General features: G+C 52.5%; 25 protein-coding genes and 1 pseudogene. 14 read left to right on the top strand and 12 right to left on the bottom strand.

Annotated features, from left to right (window positions below):
• Positions 1-201 precede the first annotated feature (201 nt).
• Both DNH61_RS25880 and DNH61_RS25875 read left to right on the top strand, forming a co-directional pair.
• A complete protein-coding gene (locus DNH61_RS25880; protein WP_111149852.1) occupies positions 202-1,023 on the top strand; it encodes an alpha/beta hydrolase in 822 nt (273 codons plus the stop codon).
• Positions 1,024-1,136: 113 nt separating this feature from the next.
• The gene (locus DNH61_RS25875; protein ID WP_245948336.1) at positions 1,137-2,270 is read left to right on the top strand and encodes a DUF3048 domain-containing protein; all 1,134 of its coding nucleotides are present in this window, start codon (positions 1,137-1,139) and stop codon (positions 2,268-2,270) included.
• A gap of 145 nt (positions 2,271-2,415) precedes the next feature.
• Here the strand turns inward: DNH61_RS25875 and DNH61_RS25870 are convergent, their stop codons facing one another.
• Entirely contained in the window at positions 2,416-3,312 is an 897-nt protein-coding gene (locus DNH61_RS25870) for a LysR family transcriptional regulator (protein ID WP_111149851.1), read from the bottom strand.
• Positions 3,313-3,445: 133 nt separating this feature from the next.
• Between DNH61_RS25870 and DNH61_RS25865 the strand changes: the two genes are divergently transcribed.
• Positions 3,446-4,531, top strand: a complete 1,086-nt coding sequence (locus tag DNH61_RS25865; protein WP_111149850.1) for a branched-chain amino acid aminotransferase — start codon at positions 3,446-3,448, stop codon at positions 4,529-4,531.
• A gap of 129 nt (positions 4,532-4,660) precedes the next feature.
• On the opposite strand, the gene DNH61_RS25860 is transcribed toward DNH61_RS25865, so the two are convergent.
• From DNH61_RS25860 to DNH61_RS25850, 3 genes are all read right to left on the bottom strand, one after another.
• Complete coding sequence (locus DNH61_RS25860) at positions 4,661-5,551, bottom strand: MetQ/NlpA family ABC transporter substrate-binding protein (protein ID WP_111149849.1); 891 nt, start codon at positions 5,549-5,551, stop codon at positions 4,661-4,663.
• Positions 5,552-5,652: 101 nt separating this feature from the next.
• Complete coding sequence (locus tag DNH61_RS25855) at positions 5,653-6,315, bottom strand: methionine ABC transporter permease (protein WP_220036963.1); 663 nt, start codon at positions 6,313-6,315, stop codon at positions 5,653-5,655.
• A gap of 26 nt (positions 6,316-6,341) precedes the next feature.
• Positions 6,342-7,346: a methionine ABC transporter ATP-binding protein gene (locus tag DNH61_RS25850; protein WP_111149869.1), complete on the bottom strand. Its 1,005-nt coding sequence runs from the start codon at positions 7,344-7,346 to the stop codon at positions 6,342-6,344.
• A 222-nt stretch (positions 7,347-7,568) separates the two neighbouring features.
• Between DNH61_RS25850 and DNH61_RS25845 the strand changes: the two genes are divergently transcribed.
• Positions 7,569-7,952 carry a YidH family protein gene (locus DNH61_RS25845; RefSeq protein ID WP_245948335.1) on the top strand — a complete coding sequence of 128 codons (384 nt, stop codon included), beginning with the start codon at positions 7,569-7,571 and terminating at the stop codon, positions 7,950-7,952.
• 178 nt (positions 7,953-8,130) lie between these two features.
• Here the strand turns inward: DNH61_RS25845 and DNH61_RS25840 are convergent, their stop codons facing one another.
• The 4 genes from DNH61_RS25840 to DNH61_RS25825 form a co-directional block, all read right to left on the bottom strand.
• The gene (locus DNH61_RS25840; protein ID WP_111149847.1) at positions 8,131-9,642 is read right to left on the bottom strand and encodes a methyl-accepting chemotaxis protein; all 1,512 of its coding nucleotides are present in this window, start codon (positions 9,640-9,642) and stop codon (positions 8,131-8,133) included.
• A gap of 285 nt (positions 9,643-9,927) precedes the next feature.
• Positions 9,928-10,245 (bottom strand): DUF3139 domain-containing protein, encoded by a 318-nt coding sequence (locus DNH61_RS25835; RefSeq protein ID WP_111149846.1) that lies wholly within the window; start codon positions 10,243-10,245, stop codon positions 9,928-9,930.
• 65 nt (positions 10,246-10,310) lie between these two features.
• Positions 10,311-11,033 (bottom strand): hypothetical protein, encoded by a 723-nt coding sequence (locus DNH61_RS25830; RefSeq protein ID WP_111149845.1) that lies wholly within the window; start codon positions 11,031-11,033, stop codon positions 10,311-10,313.
• Between the two features lie 223 nt (positions 11,034-11,256).
• Positions 11,257-12,168 carry an aldo/keto reductase gene (locus tag DNH61_RS25825; protein ID WP_111149844.1) on the bottom strand — a complete coding sequence of 304 codons (912 nt, stop codon included), beginning with the start codon at positions 12,166-12,168 and terminating at the stop codon, positions 11,257-11,259.
• Positions 12,169-12,375: 207 nt separating this feature from the next.
• On the opposite strand from DNH61_RS25825, the gene DNH61_RS25820 reads away from it, so the two are divergent.
• Positions 12,376-12,975: a TraR/DksA C4-type zinc finger protein gene (locus DNH61_RS25820; protein ID WP_111149843.1), complete on the top strand. Its 600-nt coding sequence runs from the start codon at positions 12,376-12,378 to the stop codon at positions 12,973-12,975.
• Between the two features lie 214 nt (positions 12,976-13,189).
• Here DNH61_RS25820 and DNH61_RS25815 read toward each other — a convergent pair whose 3' ends face one another.
• On the bottom strand, positions 13,190-13,720 hold the full coding sequence (locus DNH61_RS25815; protein WP_111149842.1) for a hypothetical protein: 531 nt from the start codon (positions 13,718-13,720) through the stop codon (positions 13,190-13,192).
• A gap of 312 nt (positions 13,721-14,032) precedes the next feature.
• Between DNH61_RS25815 and DNH61_RS25810 the strand changes: the two genes are divergently transcribed.
• The 5 genes and pseudogenes from DNH61_RS25810 to DNH61_RS25790 all read left to right on the top strand — a co-directional run.
• Positions 14,033-14,323 (top strand): YerC/YecD family TrpR-related protein, encoded by a 291-nt coding sequence (locus DNH61_RS25810; protein ID WP_111149841.1) that lies wholly within the window; start codon positions 14,033-14,035, stop codon positions 14,321-14,323.
• Between the two features lie 2 nt (positions 14,324-14,325).
• Complete coding sequence (locus tag DNH61_RS25805; protein WP_111149840.1) at positions 14,326-15,222, top strand: sirohydrochlorin chelatase; 897 nt, start codon at positions 14,326-14,328, stop codon at positions 15,220-15,222.
• Positions 15,223-15,542: 320 nt separating this feature from the next.
• Complete coding sequence (locus tag DNH61_RS25800; RefSeq protein ID WP_181438892.1) at positions 15,543-16,451, top strand: diacylglycerol kinase; 909 nt, start codon at positions 15,543-15,545, stop codon at positions 16,449-16,451.
• Positions 16,452-16,751: 300 nt separating this feature from the next.
• Positions 16,752-18,275, top strand: a complete 1,524-nt coding sequence (rlmD, locus tag DNH61_RS25795) for a 23S rRNA (uracil(1939)-C(5))-methyltransferase RlmD (RefSeq protein WP_111149838.1) — start codon at positions 16,752-16,754, stop codon at positions 18,273-18,275.
• 153 nt (positions 18,276-18,428) lie between these two features.
• A pseudogene (locus DNH61_RS25790) lies at positions 18,429-18,743 on the top strand (hypothetical protein); the annotation flags it as partial.
• Between the two features lie 46 nt (positions 18,744-18,789).
• Here DNH61_RS25790 and DNH61_RS25785 read toward each other — a convergent pair.
• A complete protein-coding gene (locus DNH61_RS25785; protein ID WP_425452325.1) occupies positions 18,790-19,473 on the bottom strand; it encodes an NPP1 family protein in 684 nt (227 codons plus the stop codon).
• Positions 19,474-19,791: 318 nt separating this feature from the next.
• On the opposite strand from DNH61_RS25785, the gene DNH61_RS25780 reads away from it, so the two are divergent.
• Positions 19,792-19,950, top strand: coding sequence for a hypothetical protein (locus tag DNH61_RS25780; RefSeq protein WP_181438893.1), 159 nt, complete (start codon positions 19,792-19,794; stop codon positions 19,948-19,950).
• Positions 19,951-20,059: 109 nt separating this feature from the next.
• The gene (locus tag DNH61_RS25775; RefSeq protein ID WP_111149835.1) at positions 20,060-20,689 is read left to right on the top strand and encodes a type 1 glutamine amidotransferase family protein; all 630 of its coding nucleotides are present in this window, start codon (positions 20,060-20,062) and stop codon (positions 20,687-20,689) included.
• 648 nt (positions 20,690-21,337) lie between these two features.
• On the opposite strand, the gene DNH61_RS25765 is transcribed toward DNH61_RS25775, so the two are convergent.
• A complete protein-coding gene (locus DNH61_RS25765; RefSeq protein ID WP_111149833.1) occupies positions 21,338-21,523 on the bottom strand; it encodes a hypothetical protein in 186 nt (61 codons plus the stop codon).
• A 179-nt stretch (positions 21,524-21,702) separates the two neighbouring features.
• Complete coding sequence (locus tag DNH61_RS27310) at positions 21,703-22,176, bottom strand: YoqH family protein (RefSeq protein WP_484216274.1); 474 nt, start codon at positions 22,174-22,176, stop codon at positions 21,703-21,705.
• Between the two features lie 199 nt (positions 22,177-22,375).
• Between DNH61_RS27310 and DNH61_RS25755 the strand changes: the two genes are divergently transcribed.
• A complete protein-coding gene (locus DNH61_RS25755) occupies positions 22,376-24,199 on the top strand; it encodes a sensor histidine kinase (RefSeq protein ID WP_111149831.1) in 1,824 nt (607 codons plus the stop codon).
• Positions 24,180-24,782 (top strand): response regulator transcription factor, encoded by a 603-nt coding sequence (locus tag DNH61_RS25750; protein ID WP_111149830.1) that lies wholly within the window; start codon positions 24,180-24,182, stop codon positions 24,780-24,782. The genes DNH61_RS25755 and DNH61_RS25750 overlap by 20 nt, the downstream gene beginning before the upstream one ends.
• Positions 24,783-24,827 lie beyond the last annotated feature (45 nt).

Genomic DNA, 24,827 nt, shown 5'->3' with positions numbered 1-24,827 from the left:
GTGGCTGCCGTCAGCTAAAATTAGACCGGTAAGGATTGACAGGGATGAAGAATGGCGATATGATTATATCCAAGTAATCATATTGGAATTATAAATGAATGATTGGTATAGCTTCCCCGCAAGGGATAAATGATAGAAGGATGACCGCTGGCAGTACAGCAGGGCTGGCCGGCGTGTAATATTCGGGAGGATGATTGGAACATGGAGAAGACAATTGTACTGCGGCACGAAGGCTTGGAGCTTGCGGCAACGCTGCATTATCCCCGGATCGATGACGAGCGGCACGGCTGCAAGGCGCCGGCGGTCATTATCTGCCATGGCTTTGTCGGAAGCCGTATTGGGGTAGACCGCTTGTTCGTGAAGACTGCAAGAGCCCTGTCGGATGCCGGTTACTATGTGCTTCGCTTCGATTATGCGGGCTGCGGCGAGAGCACGGGCGATTATGGTGCGCTCGGCCTGGACTCGATGATCGACCAGACGAGAACAGCGCTTGATTACCTGCATGATATGGACTGTGTGGATGTCAGCCGGATCACGCTGCTGGGACACAGCCTTGGCGGGGCAACAGCTCTGCTCACGGCCGTCAAGGACAAGAGAGTGCGCAGCCTCATCCTCTGGTCGGCTGTCGGGTATCCGTTCAATGATATCGTCCGCATTATCGGGCGTGAGGGCTATGATGAAGCGATTGAGAAGGGCGGCACCGATTATGCCGGTTATACGTTCCAGCCTGCATTCTTCGAATCGCTGTCGGAGCATCAGCCGTTCGAGGCAGCCAGACGTTTCAGCGGCGATGTGCTGCTGCTGCACGGAACCAGTGATGATGTGATTCCGGCCGACTACAGCTTCCTGCTGCAGAAGGTGCTCTGGACCCGTCAGGAGGGGACCTGCGACAAGGAAATTATTTTCCAGGCGGATCATACGTACTCTACGCGCAGACATCAGGAAGAGGCAATCCAGCACACCGTGGAATGGCTGGCCCGGCACCGGAAGCGCCAGCAGGAGTGGCATCACTGGAGTATATAATGACAAGCGGACGTTCGGCCAGCGAGGTGCCGGAGAGCGTCCTTTTTTTGTTTCCAAATAGGGACAAACCCCATTATCTATGGTTTAATGTAAGAAACTGAAGCTATGTGGCTATGGAAAGGAAAGGGATCGTATTGAATGGAATAACCCGAAGAATCCGCTTGATGCTGCTGCTCGCGGTATCTGCTGCGATAGTACTGTCGTCCTGCGGCAAAGGAAGTGAGCCTGTAGAGCCTCCCCAGACGCCTCAGGAGGATGAGGCCACGACCAACGAGTCTTCAGCCGAACCGGGGCCGGCCGGGCCGGTTGCGCCATTCACAGGACTGATTACACAGGCAGATCCGGCTATTCGTCCGGTAGCGGTAATGATCAACAACCATAGTAAAGCACGCCCCCAGTCGGGGCTTACGCATGCCGATATGATTTGGGAGGTACTCGCTGAAGGCGGTATTACAAGGCTGATTGCGGTATTCCAGAGCGACACGTTTACCGATCCGGTCGGCCCGGTACGCAGCATTCGGCCGTATCTGATTGATCTGGCTGAATCATACCAAGCCATAATCTCGCATGCCGGTGCCAGCAATGACGCCTACGCCATTCTGCAGCGGCAGAAGAAGCCGTATCTGGATGAGATATCGAACGCAGGCAGTTACTTCTGGCGGGACAAATCGCGCAAGATGCCTCACAACCTGTACACGGATATCGAGAAGCTCCGCACAGGTGCCGCGAGCAAGAAGTATGAGGAGTCGGTGACGATTCCGGTCTACCGCTTCAGTGAGAAGGATGCCATGCCTGCGGGCGAGGATGCGACCAAGCTGGAGATCATGTTCCAAATGCAAAATTATAAGGTCTCCTATGCTTACGAAGCGGATAGCCGGCTGTATGCGCGCTCGATTAATAACGAGCCCCATGTGGATATGAACAATAGTGAGCAGCTGAAGGCGACCAATCTGGTCGTGCTGGGGGCTGCCCATCAGGTACTGGATAACGTGGGCCGTCTGGCAGTCGATCTTGACAGCGGTGGACCAGCGATGCTCTTCCAGGGCGGCAAGGTCATTGAAGCGGAATGGCAGCGGGGCGGCGACGATGTGATTCGGATCATGAAGGACGGCAGTGAGCTCCCATTCATCCCGGGCAAGACCTTCTACCACATCGTGCCAATGCAGCCGTCCTTCGACAGCCATCTGACGTATGGCACGGATGCACCAGCAGCGGATAGCCAGCCGGAGGGTGCGCAGAAGCAATAGCCGAAGGGTTACGGGCTTAAATAAGCCGGATGCGACAGGTACATTCGAGCGTACCAGCCCCTGCCGGTAACCGGCAGGGGCTGTGCTTCAGCCGGAAGAGCGCTGCAATAGAGGCTGTCTCAGCTGTGCAGGCTGCACCAGCCAATCAGGTCATGTTACGGAAGCTGTCGATGAAATGGCGGGCACTCCTCGACAGGTAGCGGTCCCTCTGCCATAGAATCCCGACATCGGACTGAAAGTCCGCATCCCGGATCGTCAGCATCTTGACAACGTCAGACGGGAATGAAGTCATCACAGATTTGGGGAAAATAGTGGCACCGATTCCGCCGGCGATCAGCGACATGATAATGGCAACGCTTGAGCACTCGCATACGATATTCGGCTCAAAGCCGTGCCGCCTGCATTCGCTCATGACCTGCTCGTGCATGCGTGTCGTCTGGTCGGTCTTCAGCGCCAGGAAGGGCACGTCGGCCAGCTCCTTCATATCAATGGCGCTGACACCGGCAAACCCGGTCCAGATGCTGGGGATGACCGCTACGAACGGGTCAGAAGGCAGCGGAAGAATCTCATAACGGCCGCTTTCCAGATGGGCTTCGAACGGCAGCCTGGCGACGACAAGCTCAATCGTCCGCTTCTCCAGCTGCTCACCGAGATAGAAGTGATCGCCCTCGAGAATCTTGAAGGTCACCTGCGGGTACTGCGAACGGAACTGCTCAATGCGCTGCGGCAGCAGCGAGATACAGGAGACGACAGAACCGATCGAGAGCCTGCCGCGCAGGCCTTCATCCGTCTCCTTCACCTCGCGGATCGTCTCGTCCATCTGCAGCAGCAGGGACTCCGCCTTCCGGCGCAGTGTCTCGCCTGCTTCGGTCAGCTTGAAGCGCTTGCCGCTGCGGTCGAACAGGGTGACGCCGAGTTCTTCTTCCATGAGCCGCAGCTGGCGGCTGAGGGGCGGCTGCTCCATGTTGAGCAGCTTGGCGGCTCTTGTTACCTGGCCTTCCTGGGCGACGGTGAGGAAATATTTCAGCTGGCGCAGATCCATTACATTTCACATCCTGTCTATAGCAACGAAGTATATCTTAAAGGTATCATTAAAGAATAAAACCGATATTTTCAATATAGCGGATATGGTGGTAGCATTCAATTAACAAGAACACAAAGGGGCGTTGCAGGGCATGACGGAATTGATCAGAGTTGAGCGGACGGACAAGAAGAAGAATAAACCGGAGCAGGGCAAGCTGGGCTTTGGCAAGCATTTTACCGACCATATGTTTATTATGAATTACACGGATGGCCGAGGCTGGCATGATCCACGTGTTATTCCCTATCAGCCGATTGCACTGGACCCTGCAGCAAAGGTGTTTCACTACGGCCAGACGATCTTCGAGGGCCTTAAGGCATACCGTACGGATGACGGCCGCATCCTGTTATTCCGCCCGCAGCTGAATTTCGAACGGATGAATCGTTCCAACGAGCGGCTCGGCGTTCCTGATGTGGATGGAGAGATCGCGATCGAAGCGCTCCGCAAGCTAATCGAAGTGGACCGGGACTGGATTCCAAGCGAGGAAGGAACCTCACTTTATATCCGTCCATTCGTCATTGCAACGGAACCGGAGCTTGGCGTTTCGCCGTCCCTGGAGTATCAGTTCATCATCATCATGTCACCGGTAGGCGCCTATTACCCGGAAGGCGTTAATCCGGTCAAGATCTATGTGGAATGCGACTATGTGCGCGCGGTCAGAGGCGGTGTCGGCGAAGCGAAGACAGCAGGCAACTACGCGGGCGGTCTGAAGGCGCAGGAGCTGGCGAAGGCGAAGGGCTATACGCAGGTGCTGTGGCTCGATGGGGTGCAGCGCAAGTATATCGAGGAAGTCGGCAGCATGAACGTGTTCTTCAAGCTGGAGGGCAAGGTGCACACCCCGATTCTAAACGGCAGTATCCTGGCCGGTATTACCAGACGGTCGATCATTGAACTGCTTCGCCACTGGAACATCGAGGTTGTCGAGCGGGCGATCACGATTGAAGAGCTGTACGAAGCAGGCCGTGATGGCCGTCTGGAGGAAGCCTTTGGTACCGGTACAGCTGCCGTGATTTCACCGATCGGCGAGCTGAACTGGCAGGATGATCCACTTGTCATCAATGGCGGCAAGACGGGCGAGCTGTCCGCGAAGCTGTACGATACCTTGACGGGTATTCAGCAGGGCCGCATCGCCGATCCATTCGGCTGGATGGTGGAGGCTGCCGGTCCGGAAGCGAAGTAACAGCAGGGACAGGATTCCACAACGCAAGAATTCAGTTAAACATAGAGAACCCCTTGGCGGCTGCGCGGGCAGCTTCCAAGGGGTTCTTGTTATGCTTGGGGTTGCTGATCTGCATTTAATAAGCTGGGCTTATTCGAATGCTGGAACAACAGCGCCTTTGTAGGTTTCTTCGATGAACTGTTTAACTTCCTGCGTATTCAGCGCAGCAGCCAGCTTCTGGATTGCTTCGCTGTCTTTGTTGTCGGGACGGGCAACGAGAATGTTCACGTAAGGAGAGTTTGCGTCCTCGATGATGATGGCATCTTCAGTCGGCATCAGGCCGGCTTCAAGCGCATAGTTCGTGTTGATTGCCGCCAGTGCCACTTCATCCAGTACACGCGGCAGAGTAGCTGCTTCAAGTTCAACGAATTCCAGGTTCTTAGGGTTGTCTACGATGTCAGCGATTGTAGCTTCCACGCCAATACCATCCTTCAAGGTAATCAGCCCGTTAGCTGCGAACAGCAGGAGGGAGCGGCCGCCGTTAGTTGCATCGTTCGGGATGGCAACCTTGGCACCGTCAGTCAGCTCGTCCAGGCTCTTGATCTTGTTGGAGTAAGCGCCGATCGGCTCGATGTGAACACCGTTAACCTTCACAAGGTCATAGCCCTTCTCGGAGTTGAACTGCTCCAGGTAAGGCACGTGCTGGAAGAAGTTTGCGTCCAGCTGCTTCTCATACACCTGTACATTCGGCTGTACATAGTCTGTGAATTCAACGACTTCCAGCTCTACGCCCTGCTCCAGCAGCGAATCCTTCACGAAGTTCAGGATCTCGGCATGTGGAACCGGTGTAGCAGCAACGCTCAGCTTAACAGGCTCTGCATCAGGTGTTGCAGGAGCGGGCTCAGCTGTACCTTGATTCGTGCCAGCCCCTGTGTTGCCGGCTCCGGCATTGTTTGTGTTGTTTTCCTTGCCGCCTGCGCCGCACGCGGCGAGGGTGAAAGCCATGATGATGGTGAACAAGAGTACGATTGATTTTTTCATGATGATGTAACTCCTCCTATCCGGTAATGGGATATAGTATGGTTTATATTTATTGAACAGCAGGGACCCGGATTGAAACGGAACTCTGCCAGTACAACCTCTTACTTGCGGGTAAGTCTGCGGACGAGCCAGTCGCCCAGCGTTTGCAGCAGCTGCACGAGCACGATCAGCAGGCCGACGGTAACGACCAGAATATCTGGCCGGAAGCGCTGGTAGCCGTAGCGGATGGCAAGGTCGCCGAGACCGCCGGCGCCGATTGCGCCTGCCATAGCGGTATACGAGACCAGGGTAACGGCCGTAATCGTGATAGCCGCTATAATACCTGTGCGGGCTTCGCGCAGCATCACACGCCAGATGATCGTCCACTTCGAAGCACCCATCGCTTGCGCGGCTTCGATCACTCCGCGGTCCACTTCGCGCAGTGACGTCTCAACAAGACGTGCGAAGAAGGGAGCTGCGGCAATGACCAGCGGCGGGATGGCGCCCTTCACCCCGATGGACGTGCCAACTATGACCTTGGTCAGTTCTATCATGGAGATCATCAGGATGATAAACGGCACCGAACGCAAAATATTAATGACATAGGACAAGACCGTATAGACAATCTTATTCTCCAGAAGCTGGCCGCGAGTGGTCAGGAACAGCAGCACGCCGAGCGCAAGGCCGAGCAGCACGGTGAAGAGCATGGACCAGCCCAGCATCTGGAGCGTCTGCTCACTCCCACGCCAGATTTCTTTCCAGTTGATCTCGGCAAAATAGTCGATGAATTCCTGGTAGGCTGACAGTGTTCTCATCCGATCACCTCCACATCAAGGCCGCGCTTGCGGAGTCCTTCGAGCACGCTGCCCGTGTCAGCCGCGCTGCCGCGCAGCTCGACGACGAGTTGGCCGTAAGGCGTGTCCTTCATCCGGGAGACGGTGCCCTGCAGAATCGCGAAGGTGGCGCCTGTCTTCTTCACTTCCTCGTAGAGGATAGGCTCGTACGTCACTTCTCCGATAAAATGCACCCGGACGACAATGCCTTCCGGCCGGTCATCGAAATGCCCGGGGTCGATCGTGTCGGCGACCTGCGCGACAAAATCCTTCGTAACCTGCGTCTGCGGCTTCAGGAACACATCCAGCACATCGCCGGTCTCAACAACACGGCCCCGGTCCATGACGGCAACCCGGTTGCAGATCGAGCGGATGACGTTCATCTCATGGGTGATGAGCAGGATCGTGATCCCCAGCTGACGGTTAATGTCGAGCAGCAGGGACAGGATCGAGCTGGTCGTCTGCGGGTCGAGCGCCGAAGTCGCTTCATCGCAGAGCAGGACATGCGGGTTGTTCGCCAGTGCCCGGGCGATGCCAACGCGCTGCTTCTGTCCGCCCGACAGCTGGGCCGGGTACTTGTCGCCATGCTCGCTGAGACCGACGAGCTTCAGGAGTTCGTCCACCCGAGTGCGAATCTGTGCTCTTGGCATCTTGGCCAGCTCCAGCGGGAACGCGACGTTTGCCCGCACAGTAGCCGTGGTAAGCAGATTAAAGTGCTGGAAAATCATGCCGATCCGCTTCCGCGCATCCTGCAGCATGCCTGACTTCAGTGCCGTCAGGTCGGTTCCGCCGACGATCACCCTGCCCTCGGTAGGACGCTCCAGCAGGTTGACGCATCGTATCAGTGTGCTCTTGCCGGCGCCGGAATGACCGATGATGCCGAATATATCGCCCTTGTTAATGGTAAGGGATACGTCGTCGACCGCTGTCGTGACGAGCTTACCATTCTTATAGCGCTTGCTGATCCCTTCTAACTGTATCAGGGTAATCCCTCCATCGTAATGCCAAACTGGAGAGGGCGGATTGTATAAACATAGATTTAGAGGAATATTTATTAATTCCGACCTCGGTACTTGGTTTATTTTAAAGGATGTGGATGGTTTTTTCAATACTATTTTCACTATATCATAAAAAAGGTTTCATCCCGTGTCATTATGATGAAGGAAGTAAGTTTTACTATTGACAATAGAGAGGTGGGAACCCCCGTGAATCAAGCAAAAGATCAGTCTGCAGCCAACGGTGAATCCCGTTATGTACAGCAGCATCTGGCAAACGAACGCACGTATCTGGCCTGGATCCGGACGACGGTAACCGTCGGGGGTCTTGGCTTCCTGGCTGCAGGCGTCGTGTTCCGTTCAACCCGGCATGAGAGCACGGGACACACCCTGGCGGCAGTAGCCGGCATAGCGGCCGTGATCCTGGCAGGTGTAATCTTGTTCCTGGCTACTCGAGAATATTTCCAGAAGCGGGACGGGATCAACAGCGACACCTTCCGCTCATCGAAAGGTATCATCTGGTTTCTATTTGCCAGCCTGGCTGTGATGGACATACTCCTGGCTGTGCTGGTGATGCTGCTGCTGCTGCCTTAGGGCACCCGGGCTGTGACGGGACCTATGGTAGGAGCGGGCGAAGGCCATCTTACAACAGCAGCCTGCCCATTTGGGCACTCGCAGGCCAGAGGCCCGATAAGGCTGACAAAGCAGCGGCACACCGCCTCAGAGAGACGGAGCACCGCTGCTATTTTACATGAAGCTTTAGAAAGAAACGTTATTCGTTTACCGGTGTCCGTTCGTGCGTCAGTTCCTTTAGCTCGGTGATGAGCTTCTCCAGCTGCCGGAAGCTGCTTAGCGTCTGGTCGACCATATGCCGCTGGTTATCAACGCTTGCGGAGATCTGCTGGAATGCAGCTGTCGACTCCTCCGTTACACTGGCAATGGTGCTGATCTCTCCAACAATAAGATCCGAAGAGCGCTTGATCTTGTTCGTCTTCTCTTCAACCTCAACTGCCTGCGTGACAACTTGATCGGTGAATTCAGAAATCTGGTAAAACACCGCCTCGGATTTCTCCGCTGACTTCTTGCCGTCCGTCAGTGCCTCCTTACCCCGCATGACCTGGGTAGCAAGCGAGATGAACGAGTCCTTGGAGCCATCCAGGATGGATGCGATCTCCCCGGTATATTTGTGCGAATTCTCGGCCAGCTTCTTCACTTCATTCGCCACAACCGCGAATCCGCGCCCATTCTCGCCGGCCCGAGCAGCCTCTATGGATGCGTTGAGGGAAAGAAGATTCGTCTGGTTCGCAATTTCCGATATGGTCGAGAGAATGCTGCCGACCGCCTGATTCTGCGTGTTCAGCTGTTCCATCGACATGACGATCACGTCCATAATCTCTTCCACATCCCGAATCCGGGTGACCATATCCTGAATTTGGCCGGTCCCTTCGGAGGTAACCTCGGCCGACTTCATCGACACCGCCTTCATTCCGTTCGCATGAGCCGAAACGGCAGCGATCTCCTCATTGGATACGGCCATCGTCTCGGACATATCGGATATGCTGGCGGCCTGGCTTTCAACACCCTTCATAATTTCCTGGAAGCCGGTCGCCACTTCATTCGTAATCCGGCCGGTTGTTCTGCTGTTCTCCTGCAGCTCCTGATTGAACTCGTCGAGCACGGAGACGGTCTGCTTCACCTTGTCCAGCAGTGAGTTCGTCTGAGCGGTCGCCTGATTAGCCATCTGAATGCTCAGCAGTGCCTGCCGCAGCAGCTTCTGTCCAATCAATGACCCGATAATGAGCAGGATGAGAGTAAGGACAAGCAGTATATTGAACATAATGAGATTCTCATGTGCGGGTACCGTGATCATGCCAGCAGCCGCCAGACTATTCACTCCGGCCAGTGCCAGAATCGAATAGATTAGCAGCGGACGATAGTTTGGATACAGACACAGGATGACTGCCGACAGGATGATGATATGATCATTAAGAGCATCGAGGTTCACCAACGTACTAATGGCCAATAGGGAGGCGACAACGAGATAAGGGGCTGTTGTCATGCCTTTCTTAAGGCGGGTAATCCCGTACAGCACCCCGCTGGTCACGCCAAGCAGTACACTGAGAGGGAGATACTGCCACTCTTTCGCGAGAACGATGGCAATACTGGCCAGCAGGAAAAGTGCTCCGAACAATCCGGCCATCACCTTCGTCCGCTGGAGGTATACTTGCTCGGTGATGCTTAGAGACTTGGCTGCGGGGGCTGCGGGTGGTGTAACGACATTCATGTGATGTGATCGCTCCTTGGTGATATTGTCGTAACTTGCCGTTGTGGTGGGTGATAGAAGGCTGCTCGATGCTTATGTACAGCGGAACAACACCTATATGTATATCGGCAGGGGAGGGAGAATTTCTAATAGGTAGAGAAGGGGAAAAGATGGCCGGCAGGGTTGGAAAATTAAGCCTTACCATGTACTCCCTTTAAGTTGCCGGACGCGTTATATGTCTTGGCCGCCAGACGTTGTCTAGATCCTAATGCAGTGGCGTTTTTTGCTGACTATCCTTGTGTAACTTTAGTATCCCAGTTCACTGTGTTTATAGTAATTGGCTCCAGTATTTGTATGACCATATTGAATAACCGACTTGTTATCATCCTCTCCGTATAAGTACTTTACTTTAGGCTCATCAGCAAAAATAACCTCAACTAAAATACCCGGAACCTTGCTAAGTTGCGCTTCCACTTGCTTAATACTTTCAGCGGAGTAACCTCTCGTAGAATATAAATAATTCTCTACCTTACGTTCTAAGCGCTCCAGTTTTAAAAAGATCGAGCTTACGAGTAACAACACAATCATCCCAACACCTGCAAGAATCATTTTTCTTTTGCTCATATTAAGCCTCCCGTATGGACGAATCGGCCAATCAGTCCTGCCCGGAAGAGGCTGCGCATATAGCCTCACCTGACCTCTCCGGCGGGTAGCCTCTCGGTTTTCTTAAGAACCATGGTGCGCTCTGTCTCATCATATTCAAAATGATAGATCTCCATATAATCCTGACCGGCAGCTAGTCCCCCTGTCACCACGATCCCTTCCTCTGTTGCTTCTACCGGCTTCGAAGGCAGCCTGTAGAAATTTGCACGGATCAGGCCATCGAATTCAAACATTACGGGGAATGCCTCGTTATTCTGCACACCAAATAACAGGAACTCCAAACCATGGCAGTCGGTGTAACGCGGCGTGAAGATATAAATTACAGTATCGCCGAAGGCATACTGCGGCAGTTCTATTGGCGTATCATCCGGCTGAATAATCTCCAAACCTTTATTAAAAGAAACGACTGGGCTAGTCGAATCATCGACAGCGGATTCCCACACAACCTGATGAGTGCCGGACCATTTGAGATCAGTCTCCAGGCCGTAGCAGCTTGCGGCTCCCAACGGGGCCGGAGCGGCGCTAGTCTTTTCAGTGGAACGAATGAGCAGCCTTCCTTCTGGATGTGTGCCCACTGCCCTTATAGAGGGATCGGTCAATACAGCTTTATCCTCATTACGGTTAACATTGGTCTGAGATGTCTCAGTAAGTGAAGTCTGTGACGGAAGCGGTACATCGTTAGAGCAAGCGGTTGGAAGGCTCATGAGCAGAGCGGTCAGCGGGATGATGAGTTTTTTTTGCAGATTCATATGTGAAATACTCCCTCTTTTCAAGAGTTAAGCTGCAGCAGCCAAGACTAGTGTTTATCTTAATGGACGATATAAGGGAATATTTGGTTGAATGTATGGTGCGGCAGATTTAAGGAAGGAGAGGCCCTGGGTATTGTAAGCACAATAAAGGAAGACGGCCTGCGCCGTCTCCTTTGTCACTGCCTTATATTCCAGTCCTCACAGGAGGCCAACTGCTGCTAGTTCACTTCAAGCCAGCCCAGGCGGGCTCGCAAACTTCCTGCCAGCGGCGGCGGATTTCGTTCATTTCGCTGTCGGTGAGCTTGCCTTTGTTTGCCATGGCGATATTTTCGAGCACGTGCTCCGGCTTGGTCGTTCCGACAATCGCTGTATCTACCTGCGGCACGGAGAGCGTGAAGCGCAGCGCGTATTCCAGAATTTTATCCGGCGACTCGTTCATGAAGGAGTAGTTCAGCTTGTCCAGCCGCTCCTTGTAGATATCCGGGTTGTTCGGGGCCTCGGGTCCGCGGTTCCAGACTACGTTCGCTACCGGACGTTTAATAATGATGCCCATCTGGCGTTTCTCCGCTTCCTCCAGCGTCTTCAAGTCTATCGGCTCCTGATCCGCGATGTTAAGCGAGGTCTCCAGCACGTCGAACTCATCCGTCTGAATGGCATAGAGGGCATTCGTGCTGTCGCCGCTGTACCCGATGTAACGGACGAGCCCGTCCTCCTTCAGCTTCTTCACTTCCTGAATGAGATCCCCCTGGCGCAAAATCGCCTCCGAGCAGCTGTGAATGAGCACAAGGTCGAGGTAATCGGTCTGCAGCCGCTTGAGGCTCCGCTCGACGCTTGGGCGCACATTGCGCGCATCCCAGTCCGGATAATCCAGTCCCACACTGCTGCCTTCGCCGCATTTGCTGAACAGATAATACTCCTGCCTGCGATGCGAGATGGCCCTGCCGATCTTCTCTTCACTGGTGTTGTAGCTGGATGCCGTATCAATGACGTTAATGCCGCTGTCGAGGACCTTGCTCAGCAGCTGATTAGCATCCTCCTGGGAGACATTCAGGTCCTTGTCCATGCCGATCTCGGCACTGCCAAAGCCAAGCACGGTCACACGCATATCCGTTTTGCCGAATTGCCGTTGTTCCATCGCCCTATCACCTCCAGTTAGTGTCTGTTGTTATTACCCGATATCGAAAACGCTTTACCTAATGCGACAATTATTTTCCGGGAAATAGTGCGCTGGTCTTAACAGGGGTCTTTCCACACACAGAACCCCATTAAGCACGCTGGCTTGCGTCATGTACGGGGCTGGCAGGGTATAAGGAGTACAAATGAGCTTGGGAGGCTGATCAGCATGAAACATCTGAATGAGGAACAGCTGCAGCAGTTGAAGCAACAGCTGCTGGATGAGCGCGAGCAGCTGGCGGGTCATTTTGATATACGGGACGAAGAGATCGACGGCGAGTTTACGATATCCCTGCAGGATTCTGTTGGTGAGCTGAGCTCGGCGGATAACCATCCGGCGGATCTCGGGACCGAGACGTTCGAGCGGGAGCGTGACATGGCGCTGAACGACAATTACCGCGGGCGGCTCGAGGAGATCGAGGCGGCGCTGGAGCGGATGGAGGAAGACACGTATGGCACATGCACGGAGTGCGGAGCCGAGATTCCGTTCGAGCGGCTGGAGGCCGTGCCGGAGACGCCGTACTGCATTGATCATGCGCGTGCGCAACAGACGATGACGGAGAAGCGGCCGGTTGAGGAAGATGTGATGACCACTCCGCCGACAGGCGCCGGTGAAGCCAGACAGGCGAACAACGGGCGCTTCGACGAAGCGGATGCCTGGAAGACGCTCGAAGAGTACGGCAATGCCAGTGACACGGTGAACATTCAGGAGATGGAATCGGATCAAGGTGAGCGCGGCCTGCACCGTGCGAATTCGCGGGCGAAGTAACGAAGCAGCCCTGCTGCGGATGCAGCCGGGAATCTTGCAGTTGCTTATATGCGGAAAATCATACAGGAGCCACATTGCCCATTTCGGGCCAGGTGGCTCCTGTAGTGCTTGAAGCGGCAGGCTGCCTTGCTGAAGATAGGTATAAGCAGCGGTTTTCTTGACCCGTACCACCGTTCTGGCGGGTAGCCTGCTTGCTTCCGGGTTGATGCTCTCCCTACTTGCGGGAGCGGCGGGGAGTCTTGCTCTTGCGCCGGGAGCCGGTTCCGCCGCTGCCGCTGCGTCTGCGCGTCTTGCGGCGTCTGCGGCGCCGGGATGGCTTCCATTCGCCGTCATCGTCGTCAGCCAGCACGGATGCTGCGCCCTTTTTGCCGAATGATCCCATCAGCACCTTTAGCATCGGGGCCATCTGCTGCACGTTCGCGAACAGCTTCTGCACCTTGGTCATCGTGCCGAGAATGCCGTCCAGACCGCCCATGCGGTCGATGAAGCCTTTCAGCTCACCAATGTTCGCCAGTGAGAAGCCGCCGAGCTTGCCGCCAGCTGCTGGTGCTGCGTCTGCGGCGGGGACGACAGCAGGCAGGTTGGCGGACTCACTGCCTGGTGCAGGGGCGCCGCCGAAGGGGAAGCCACTGCCGGGAGCTCCACCGCCGAATGCTGAACTTTCATTGATGCCGGGGTATTGTCCGCCGTCCGCCGATGGCTGGTAGGCCCGATGGCTGCGGATGCTGCGATAATACGGATTCACGCGATCACAACCCTTTTCTGTCAGATTTCAGAACGCCGGCGAGGTTGAACCCGCCCGCTCGCTTGCGATAGGAAGCACTGATTAGGCCGCCCGAATCGCTGGTAAGCGGGCTTTCGCCGTTTCCACTTGTTAACAGTCTATGGGGTAGGCGGGCGCGGCGATTGGACGGATGCCCGGTTGCGGCGGATTTCCTGGGTTATAGCGCCTGAATCCTTCTGTTCTGTAAAGCGTGACTACGGTGAAGGTTGATAAATGCTGCCAAAGCCTATACAATTGAGAATAATTGTTCTCATAAAAATAGAGGTGACCTGTATGCAGCTTAAGAAGCTGAACGATAAATCCATTGACCAGCTGTTCGAGGCGATTCTGACGCTTAAGACAGTGGAGGAATGCTATATATTCTTTGACGACCTGTGCACGGTGAACGAGATTCAGTCGCTGTCACAGCGCCTGGAGGTTGCCCGCATGCTTGGCAAAGGCTCCACCTACAATCAGATCGAAGCGGAGACGGGAGCAAGCACGGCTACCATTTCGCGTGTGAAGCGGTGCCTGAACTATGGCAATGACGGCTATACGATGGCGCTGTCGCGTCTTGGGAGATAGCAATGAAGCCGGGCGTTCTGGTAATCAGTCACGGCTCGCGCGACCCGGAATGGGTGGCGCTGGTCGATGAAGCGGTGCGTGCGGTTCGTGTGCCTGAAGGCGTGCCGGTCTATTCGTCCTTCCTTGAGATTGTAGAGGGCAGGCTGATTCAGGATGGCGTGGATGCGCTGGAGGCGGACGGCGTCACCGAGATGCTCGTGCTGCCGCTGTTCGTCTCCTCGGGCAGTACCCATGTCGATGACATTGGGCAGTCCTTCGGGTTCCCGAAGGCGGCATTTCGCGATGGAGACATGGACCCTTTTACCGTACGCCGCGCGAATGTCACGATGGGCCTGCCGATTGATGACGATCCGGTGATCGCTGAGCTGGTGTGGGAGAATATCAGGCCGCTGGCGGAGGAGCCTTCGCATGAGACGCTGCTGCTAGTGGCGCACGGGAGCCGGGAGAAGGTGTTGAACCGCATCTGGCGGACCGGGATGTCGCAGCTGGCGGAGCGGGTGCGGATGCTGGGCGGTTTTGCCCGGTCGGAGATTGCGATGCTGCTGCCGAACCAGGCCGGATGCGTGATGGGTGCGCTGCAGCGCAAATACCCTGGCGAGGCGGTGGTCGTGGCGCCGCTGTTTTTGAGCCGGGGTTATTTTACGAGCACGGTGATTCCAGAACGGCTGCAGGGCTTTGACTACCAGTATAATGGTGAGGCGCTGCTGCCGAATCCTTATTTGACGCGCTGGATGGAGCAGCAGATTGAGGAGTGGCTGGAAGAGCTGCCGGAGCTGATCGCGGCTGGCAATGCGAATGAGCTGGAAGAGCAGACCGAAGCTGGAGATTCAGTGCAGCAGGATGCGAGCGTGCGTCTGCGGCGATTTTCAAGGCGGGCATGGAGGCCGGTTTCAGAGTGATTCTGGCTTGGATGTAAGACGAGAAAATGGCTGCGCTGGGGCTTTGGACGGGCATGCTTGCTCCATGGACTGGGAATACGGCGAAATTTGCGGTATGATGGAACCAGAAGGCGCCTCGTGCGTATGTAGAGCGTTGGAATGAAATGGTTTATGATCGGACCGGTTACGGTTAATCTGTTAGTAAAGCACAGTCAGTACGGTGGGCTTATCTGCGCATCGTGCTGATTTTTCGATTGTACGCAATCATGCAGGGCATGCTCTGGAGGGGCAGCAGACCGGGGCGGGAGCCGAACAGGATGGAGAGTGACGTAAGTTTGGCGATTAAACGGGCAAGACTGATATACAATCCGACGTCGGGACGGGAAGAGATCAAGCGGCGTTTGCCGGATATACTGCAGCGGCTGGAGCTTGGCGGCATCGAGACGAGCTGCCATGCGACCGTCGGCGAAGGCGATGCGTCGCTTGCGGCCTCGGATGCTGTTGAGCGAGGCTTCGACATTGTCATTGCAGCCGGCGGGGACGGCACGCTGTATGAGGTAATCAACGGAATGGCGGAGCATCCGGTCCGTCCGCCGCTTGGCATTCTGCCACTCGGCACCACCAACGACTTCGCCCGTGCGCTCGGCATCCCGAAGCACTGGGAGTATGCGTGCGACCTGATCATCCAGCAGTATGCGCGTCCGATTGACCTCGGGAAGGCGAATCAGCGCTACTTCATCAATATTGCCGGCGGCGGCTCTCTGACAGAGCTGACCTATGAGGTGCCGAGCAAGCTGAAGACGATGATCGGGCAGCTGGCTTACTATATGAAGGGTCTGGAGAAAATGACCCGCCTGCGTCCCTCCGAGATGCTGATCCAGGCCGCAGGCCAGGATGACATTCACGAGGAGATTCTGCTATTCCTCATCTGCAATAGCAACTCCGTCGGCGGCTTCGAGAAGCTGGCGCCAAGCGCCAGTCTGGAGGACGGCCTGCTCGATGTGATCGTACTGAAGAAATGCAACCTGGGCGAGTTCATCCGGATTGCCTCGATGGCGCTGCGCGGCGAGCATCTGAACGATCCGCATATCCTGCATTTTCAGACCAGCCAGCTCAAGGTAACGACACCGGGCTATGTGCAGCTGAACCTCGACGGCGAATACGGCGGCACGCTGCCATGCACGTTCTCCATTCTGCCATCGCATCTGCACATCTTCGTCGATGAGCATGGGGAATCGTCTTACCAGTAGCTGATTTGTCGAATGGAAGCGGAATTAGCGTGCTTGTTGTGTGAAGTTAGTACCTTATTGGAGGCTGGGTTGCTGTTACGGGTACTCATATTAGATAGACGAAATGTCTTAAATATAGAACTTTTAATAGATGGATTATGATTGCGTTTGGGTAAATACGGTTGCAGAGTCAAAATTAGACGTAGATTCTTTATGTCTAGTAATATTTGTGTGCGGTTTGGGTCTGAATAAGATGCATGTCGAATGGAACGTGAAGCGGTCTTGCAGCCGTTTGTCGAATGCATCACTAGTGGAGGGAACATGAGTATTCCAGTCAGCAAAAATGAAGAGGTCACGGCCGAGATCGTCGGCTTGACGCATGATGGCGAAGGGGTAGGCCGGGTTAATGGCTTTACCCTTTTTATACAGGGGGCGCTTCCTGGTGAGCGTGTCCGCGCGAAGGTTATGAAGGTGAAGAAGCAGTACGGCTATGCCCGTCTGATGGACCTGCTGGAGACGAGTCCGGACCGCATCGACGCACCTTGCCCGATCTTCAAGCAGTGCGGCGGCTGTCAGCTGCAGCATATGAGCTACGAAGCACAGCTGGCCTGGAAGCGCCAGCATGTCATTGACAACCTAACGCGGATAGGCAAGCTGCAGGTGGCGAATAGCGGAAGCGGGAAGGCTGGAGCGGAGTTGGAGACGGGTGAGCAGGAAGCGGGGGACAAGGCGGGGCTCGCTTTCAAGCAGCTGGCCGTGAATGAGGGTGCTGCAGGCAGTGAGGGCATTATGGTTCATCCCACGCTTGGCATGCAGGACCCGTGGCGCTACCGGAACAAGGCCCAGGTGCCGATTGGCATGGCAATGGCTGACCTCGACAATGGTGCCAGCGGTTCGCTGATCGGGGGCTTCTACGCGCGAGGCTCGCACCGGATCATCGACATGGACGAGTGCCTCATCCAGCATGAGCGGAACGATGATGCTGTGCGGCGCGTCAAGGAGATTGGCTCTCGGCTTGGCGTGACCGCATACGATGAGGCAAGCGGCCGTGGGCTGCTGCGCCATGTCGTTGTGCGGACAGGCTTCATCTCTGGCGAGACGATGGTCGTCCTCGTGACGAACGGCCGGAAGCTGCCGAATGCTGATGCGCTGGTAAGCGGCATCCGCGAGATTTTGCCCGATGTGAAGAGCATCGTGCAGAACGTGAACACGAAGAAGACGAATGTCATCTTCGGTGATGAGACACGCATGCTCTGGGGTCAGGATGTGATCTATGATGAGCTCGACGGCATCCGCTTTGCCATCTCGGCACGTTCGTTCTATCAGGTGAACCCGCTGCAGACCGTGGCGCTGTACCGCAAGGCGGTAGAATATGCTGGGCTGACAGGGACGGAGAATGTGATTGACGCTTACTGCGGGATCGGGACAATCTCGCTGTTCCTGGCTCGGCAGGCCGGGCGAGTGTACGGCGTGGAGATTGTGCCGGAGGCGATCGAGGATGCGAAGCGCAATGCGGAGCTGAACGGCATTGCGAACGCCGAGTTCGCGGTCGGCCTGTCTGAGGAAGTTATTCCGCGCTGGCGTGAAGAGGGCATTGTAGCAGATGTGGTAGTCGTAGACCCGCCGCGCAAAGGCTGCGACCAGGCGCTGCTGGACACGATCATTCGCATGAAGCCGGAGCGCGTGGTGTATGTGTCGTGCAATCCGTCCACGCTGGCCCGGGACTTAAGAGTGCTCGAAGACGGCGGGTATAGGACGGTGGAAGTGCAGCCGGTGGATATGTTCCCGCATACCGTTCACGTAGAATCGGTGGCTTTGCTGGTGAGGAATGGTACAGAGGGCTGAGAATTGCTATAAGAATGTCCAAGCTTCTTAACCGAGGCTTGGACTATTTTTATTCATGCCTATGCTAGTTTTTTTGCATTTTCAAGAGTAGATAGGTTGGGATATTACGAGTTATCCAGGATACAGGGAGTAGTTATTGTAAGGTATCCAAACATGAGCCGGACGCAGGCCGCGGGTATAATGAACTGGAAAACCCGTACCCGCAGTGGTGGCCACATCTCGGCAGCGCATATGATGAAAGCCGTTCGAAGCTACGGCGTCGAGCTACGCGGGGCCGGAACAGACAAGAGTCCTATCGTGTATCGAAAGCTGCAAGAAGTGCTGGAATCTCATGCAGAAACGATCGAGGTCATGCATGTGCTGAAGCCGATCGGCGTTTGCATGGCGGGAGCGGATGGGTTTGATCCGATAAGGACTAATTGGGTGTTATTCGCTTCGCGCCATCACCCCCAGGCCTTGGCTAGATGAAAGAAAAAACGACCTGCTTAATAAGCAGGTCGCAAGCTTGAATCGCTTATTGGAACCAAGCTTTCGCAAGATTCGATTGGAAGTTAGCGTCATTCATAGGAACGTTGGCATCCTCGAAGCTGGTTGTATTTAATGCATGTCTTGCGGCAGCAGATAAATCGTCCCAGCCAATTAGCGGTTGATAGCCGCCATCGGTACTCGTATGATATAGGGCATTGTTCAGCGGGAAGATACTCTTATATTCAATCTTAGGATGAGTCCCATTCGTGTTGGAGGTGCTAGGAGCTTTATTCACGAATTTGCCGTGCTGAGAAGCTGCGATGGACAGAATTTTTGGACTCGCAGCTGCAGGATTATCTACCCACACGACAACGGCTTCCCAGTCATGTCTGTGGCCCGCTTGCGTAATTGGACCGTCTTTAGGGAAATACCAAGAATACATAATTGCCCACACGCCATTGTACCATGCTGAACGTTCATATACTTGGCCAATGCTGGAGCTGCACTCTCCGCTAGGTGATCCTGAAGGAGCCAAACCACCACTGGTATTACCATCCACATCTACTGCGGGGAAGGGCACACACGCGTTAGAAACCTTTAATGTGGGTTGAAAGAGTTTCGCTGCTTTTTGAGTAACTGTAGTCGGGGTCACTTCCTTGAATCCTACCACTTGGTGATGATTGATGACAGCTGCACTTGCTATGGAAGCTATGCTCAAAGAAACGATCATGGTCAATAGAAGAGCGTACCTAAGGGTTCTGCTAGACATATCTTTTAACCTCCAAATGATTTAGGATGGACAAACCTATCTTCAGACTACAGTCTCTCAATCTCTGTTATTAAATCTCTATAATTCACATTCTCCTTTCTCGATCGGGGATACGGTGCCGGCCGCCGCTCGCCATCATCGTAGTTCAGGGAGCTGCTAGCCCTCAATACAAATCTTTTGGCATTGTATAATTATCTCGAGATAGGACTAGTAATATTTTGTGATTCGGGTTTCTGGGTGATCTTTACGTATTGTTTTACTGATGATGAACTGCAAGAAATGCTGGATGCTCATGCCGAAACGATCGAGGTCATGCATGTGCTGAAGCCGTTCGGCGTCTGCATGGCGGGAGTGGATGAGTTTGATCCGAGGTGGTACGTTGATGGCAACAAACTTGTGGAGGTTGCTTCAGAGTTAATGGAATATTACCAAGGTTAACAGCTTCACTGACAGCAGTTGTCAGTGAAGCTGTTATATGATGAGGATAACCATTCATTATAGATGAAAGGCTGCTGTTACCAAATGAACTTGATGAGGAGACCTGAAAATGAATAGTACCGTATATCTTTATGTATTTGATTCCATGTCCGATTGGGAAATAGGTTATTTAGCCGCCGAACTGAACTCTGGAAGATACTTCAGACAGGGGCTGGCTCCAGTGAAAATAGTCACCGTTGGAATAGAAAGAACTTCAGTAACGACAATGGGCGGATTGAAAATAATGCCTGATATTAAAGTGGATGAGTGCAGCATTAAAAGCACAGATGCACTGATTATACCTGGTGGAAATACATGGACAGAAGCTGTTCACGTACCCATATTAAAATTTGCCGAGATGTGTTTAAAGGATGGGGTAGTAGTTGGAGCAATTTGCGGTGCTACCTTAGGGCTTGCTCAAGCCGGATTGTTAGATTCACGCTGGCACACAAGCAATGATTTGGCCTACCTTAAAATGATTTGCCCTTCTTATACAGGTCAAGAATATTACAAAGCGGAGTCTGCTGTCACCGATGGGAGATTGATCACTGCATCCGGGGTAGCACCATTAGAATTTTCTGTTCATGTTTTAAAAGCGCTGGATGTTTGGTCTCCCAAAACATTAGACGCTTGGTATCGTCTTAACAAAACTCATGAACCTGAATACTTCTACGAGCTCATGAGCTCAAACCAAGATTAGGGCAGGGGTTTGACTCCCCCTCGACTCCACCATGCAAAACCACAATCGTACGAGGTTGTGGATTTTGCTGTTCTGCTTGCTTATACAGTATTATAAGAATAAGCGTCTAAGCGTGCACTGGAGGAGGAAGGGCAGTTTCTTATGCCGCCCTTACTAGAATGAAGGCAGTTACTTTTTTGCCGATAGAAATAAGAATAAAGGAATTCTCAATCTTCGTTCATAGGTTTCTTAGTCGGTTGCGCTGTTGGTTAGAAGATAATATAGTGGTGGAAACATCGATGTAAAATTTATGTAAAAAAGAACGCCAAGGATTTTCCTTGGCGATTTCTATGTTTAATCCTCATTGTCGTCATCTGGGTTAATACCATAAAAGATCTCTGCAACTTCTCCTGTTAAGGCTGAGTAGCAAGTCTCAATGCTTATGATCCTCTCGTCACTGTGGACACGGTACACTATAACAACATTATTAATGATTGCCCATAAATAACCGTTGAATGGGTAGCCAGGAAAATCGGCAACACCATCTGCGATTCGATGAGGATTAATGGATAACAGTTGATTCGTGTTCTTGAACATTTTTCGGTGATCTGCATTGTAGAGCTTTGCGAACTTTAACGCCGCTTTCGTTTCCAGGCAACTTTATACTGCTTATCGGTCATTTTGAGCCTTATGCACGAGATGCATAATTTCTTCTTCGTCGTAAAGCAGTTCGTTATCTTCAGCGGCTTCCCTTAAGTCATCAATGACTTTAGGATTCATAAAGAGGGCACGTGTCATTTCCTTTTTCTTAACCCCGGACAAATGATCAATTTGCTCTTTGGTAACAAAATGCATTAGATCACCACCCCCGTATACCTTGTTTCACTTATTATAACAAAACTCGGCGTATGTAGCATATAAATTGAGTCAGAATTCACTGAGGCTTGTGCTACAAGGAACGGTTCAAGAAGGCAGTAAGTCCGTTAGAGGCAACATCAACAGAGCCACAAATGATAGGAGCAATCTCTTCAATGTTATTGACAACTCCCACCCAGAATTATACCTTCTAAGACAGGAGCACCTGAAGCACCGGTCAACGAATTAAATGGGCGTACGAACACACGCGAGTTTGGCGTAACGGATGCAGCGGTAGGAAGTTCTATTCGGGATGACCAAGTAGGCGGGTCTTCGGGAGTAGCGAACAACTGGTTTCCAAAGCCGCCTGTGCCGGAAATGACTATTTCACCTGTATAGCTGTTGAAATTACCAAAAACTCGAGGCTGCGGCAAGGTTGCCATAATGCTCACGGCCTGACCTCCTCTTGGACCAAAATTCACATAAGCAGCGCCGCCTGTGCCGAACGGTACCCGCCCTCGGGACTGTAAAGACGTACAGCAGGGGAAAGGGATTAAACCTGGAACGCAGAGGACATCCCCCGGGAATAATACATTAGGATTTGGAATATGGGGGTTGTTGACTGCAAGTGCTTCTATCCTTACTCTAAACATCTGCGCAATGGTAAAGAACGTATCTCCCGGAAGCACGGTATACCGGCCCAAAAATCCCTCCGGACAGCTCCCTGGTAATCTTCCTTGCTGTCTATACATCATACTGCCTCCCAACCGTAAGTTCCTTATTTTATGCGGTTGTTTTATGGTATGTGGCAAGGTTTCACTGTATACTCAACACAGGTGGAGGAGTCATCTCATGCAGCAAATGATACCCAGGATACATATTAAGTCCAGCTTAAAAATGCTATTTTTTATTTATTCCGTTGTGTTAGCAATAACTTGTTTATTTCAATATAAGGTGCTCGTTTTTCCGGCCCATTACCTTTTTGTATTTGTGATCGGTAATGTACTGCTTTGCTTGTATTTATTTTTGGCCAAAGGTGCGAAGCGGGAATATTATATCCCCATTCATATCTTTTTGTGGATGTTTTTGTTTTATGCCAGCTATTCTTATCTATTTTACAGCGCAGCGCTTATGTTTACCGCAGCATCTATTTATTATATGAGGCAAAAGTCCATTAAGCCTTGGATACACATGCTCTATTATATCGTGGTGTTAGCCAGTATATGGACGGCAGCTGCTCTGAATCCGGTATTCTTATTTACGGTCTGCACCTTGTATACGATCGTGATGGTGCTGCATGCTGAGCTAAATACGATGCAGCGATGGAATGTGGTTATATTAGGGTTATTACATAGTCTAGCAATTGCAGCTTGTGCTTCATCGTTTATTTTACCTTATCAGGAAAACACCATTTTTACATTGCCAACGAGCTTTTTAATCTATGTTGTTTATGTGGTGTCCTCGTCCATACACCGGGTATTATTCCGCCTTCTGTATCCAGAATCCATTATCTTCTTATGTATGATTAGCATGTTATTCGGCTGCTCCATAGCCGGCTATCAGTGGGTATATCTAGGCGACAGCAGTCCATTTGCATTGGTTCTAACAGCCAGCTTAGTGCTATTCGTTATTGCATTTGCAGCATGCTTCAAGCTGCAGACGATCATTCATGCCAAGTATGGAATACTCCAACACGGGCTCAATGACTGGTTTGTGGAAAAGTGGGAGGATGCCTTAAGTCAGCAGGAAAAGGGAGTGTCCTGGTCTGGGTTTGACTCTAAGCTGGCCCCTGTTTTTCCGAATGACGGCATTACAATCCTATATAAACGCAAAGTCATGTATACCAGTGGAGTCTTTCTTGACCCTGGCTTTAAGTCAGGCAAGTCTATCTATGCCGGAGAAGTCTTGCTGATGATTCATGAAACCCATACACACCAGTCGTTTACGCCTGGGCAATATTATACGGCATATGCTTTAGCCCGTTATATATTGAATAAGCTTGACCAATGGGAAGAGATGCGCAGGATGAAGCTGCCGGATGCTGGACAAAGCGGGAGCTTCAGTAAGGAGTTGAATTTTCGCAAAGAGGTGACGTATTACCTCCACGATAATATTCTGCAGAACATTATTGCCACTAAAAACATCGTTGGCACCTTGCCGACGGAACAGTCTGCGCTCAAGGAACTCGCGGTAGAAACATTGGCTGACCTAAATACGTCGATACGCTCACAAATGCATGAAATTTATCCGTCTACACTTGCGGATTTATCTTTTGAACGAAATATTCATATCTTACTGGATGAGATGCGCAAGCGGTATGGCAGGATTCCTAATCCCCATATCCGGTATGAAATCTTCGAGCAAATGGATGAGCAGTCTGCGTATTTGTTCTACCGTACGTTACAGGAATTGCTGGCGAACACCTGTAAATATGCGGAGGCCGATCATATATGGATACATTTGTACAGCGCAGACCATTGGATTATGGAAGTGAAGGAGGATGGCAAGCCAATCGTGCAAGAGGACATGGAAGGTAAGATTAAGCATTTGGGGATTTCCAGCTTGAAGCATCAGGCGGGTTCACTTGGCGGAGCTTTTGAATGGGCACAGCAGGATGATTATAAACTATTTACACTAACACTCCCAAGGAGAACACATGAAGGTACTGTTATTTGATGATCATAAATTGTTTGCAAAAAGTCTGGAAATTGTGATGGCGGGTCATATAGATGAATTTGTGTGCTTCCAGACACCTGAGAACATCGTTGAAATTGTGCAGCAGGAAAAGCCTGACTTACTATTATTAGATATTCATATGGGGGCGTACAGCGGGTTAGATGTATGCCGGGAGGTGTTATACCATTACCCTGAGCTCAAGGTCGCTTTTCTATCCGGGTACAACCTGCATGAATACCATCTGGAAGCGAAACGCATGGGGGCAAAGGGCTTCCTGGATAAAAATATGTCCGTTGAAAATCTAATTGATAACATCAAGCAGCTCCATCAAGGGGACACAATTTTCATGGAAAATAAAGCTGAGGATGTTATGGAAGAGTTAACCCCGCGCGAGAAGGAAATATTGCAATATGCCAGCAACGGAGATACGCAGCAGGTGATTGCGGATAAGCTGGGTATTAGCAGACGTACGGTAAACAATCATCTCATGTCGATTAACGATAAGCTAATGGTGAACTCTACCGTTGCCGCTATTGTGAGAGGGATTGAGCTTGGCATCATTAAGCTGTCTAACAATCGTTGAAGACGATAGGGTCAGCACAAAAGGCATCCGTAATGGATGCCCTTT

The organism is Paenibacillus sambharensis, assembly GCF_003233845.1.
Classification (GTDB): Bacteria; Bacillota; Bacilli; order Paenibacillales; family Paenibacillaceae; genus Paenibacillus_I; species Paenibacillus_I sambharensis.
Note: the sequence above shows the minus strand (reverse complement) of the source record. Positions and strands in the feature narration are given on the sequence as shown.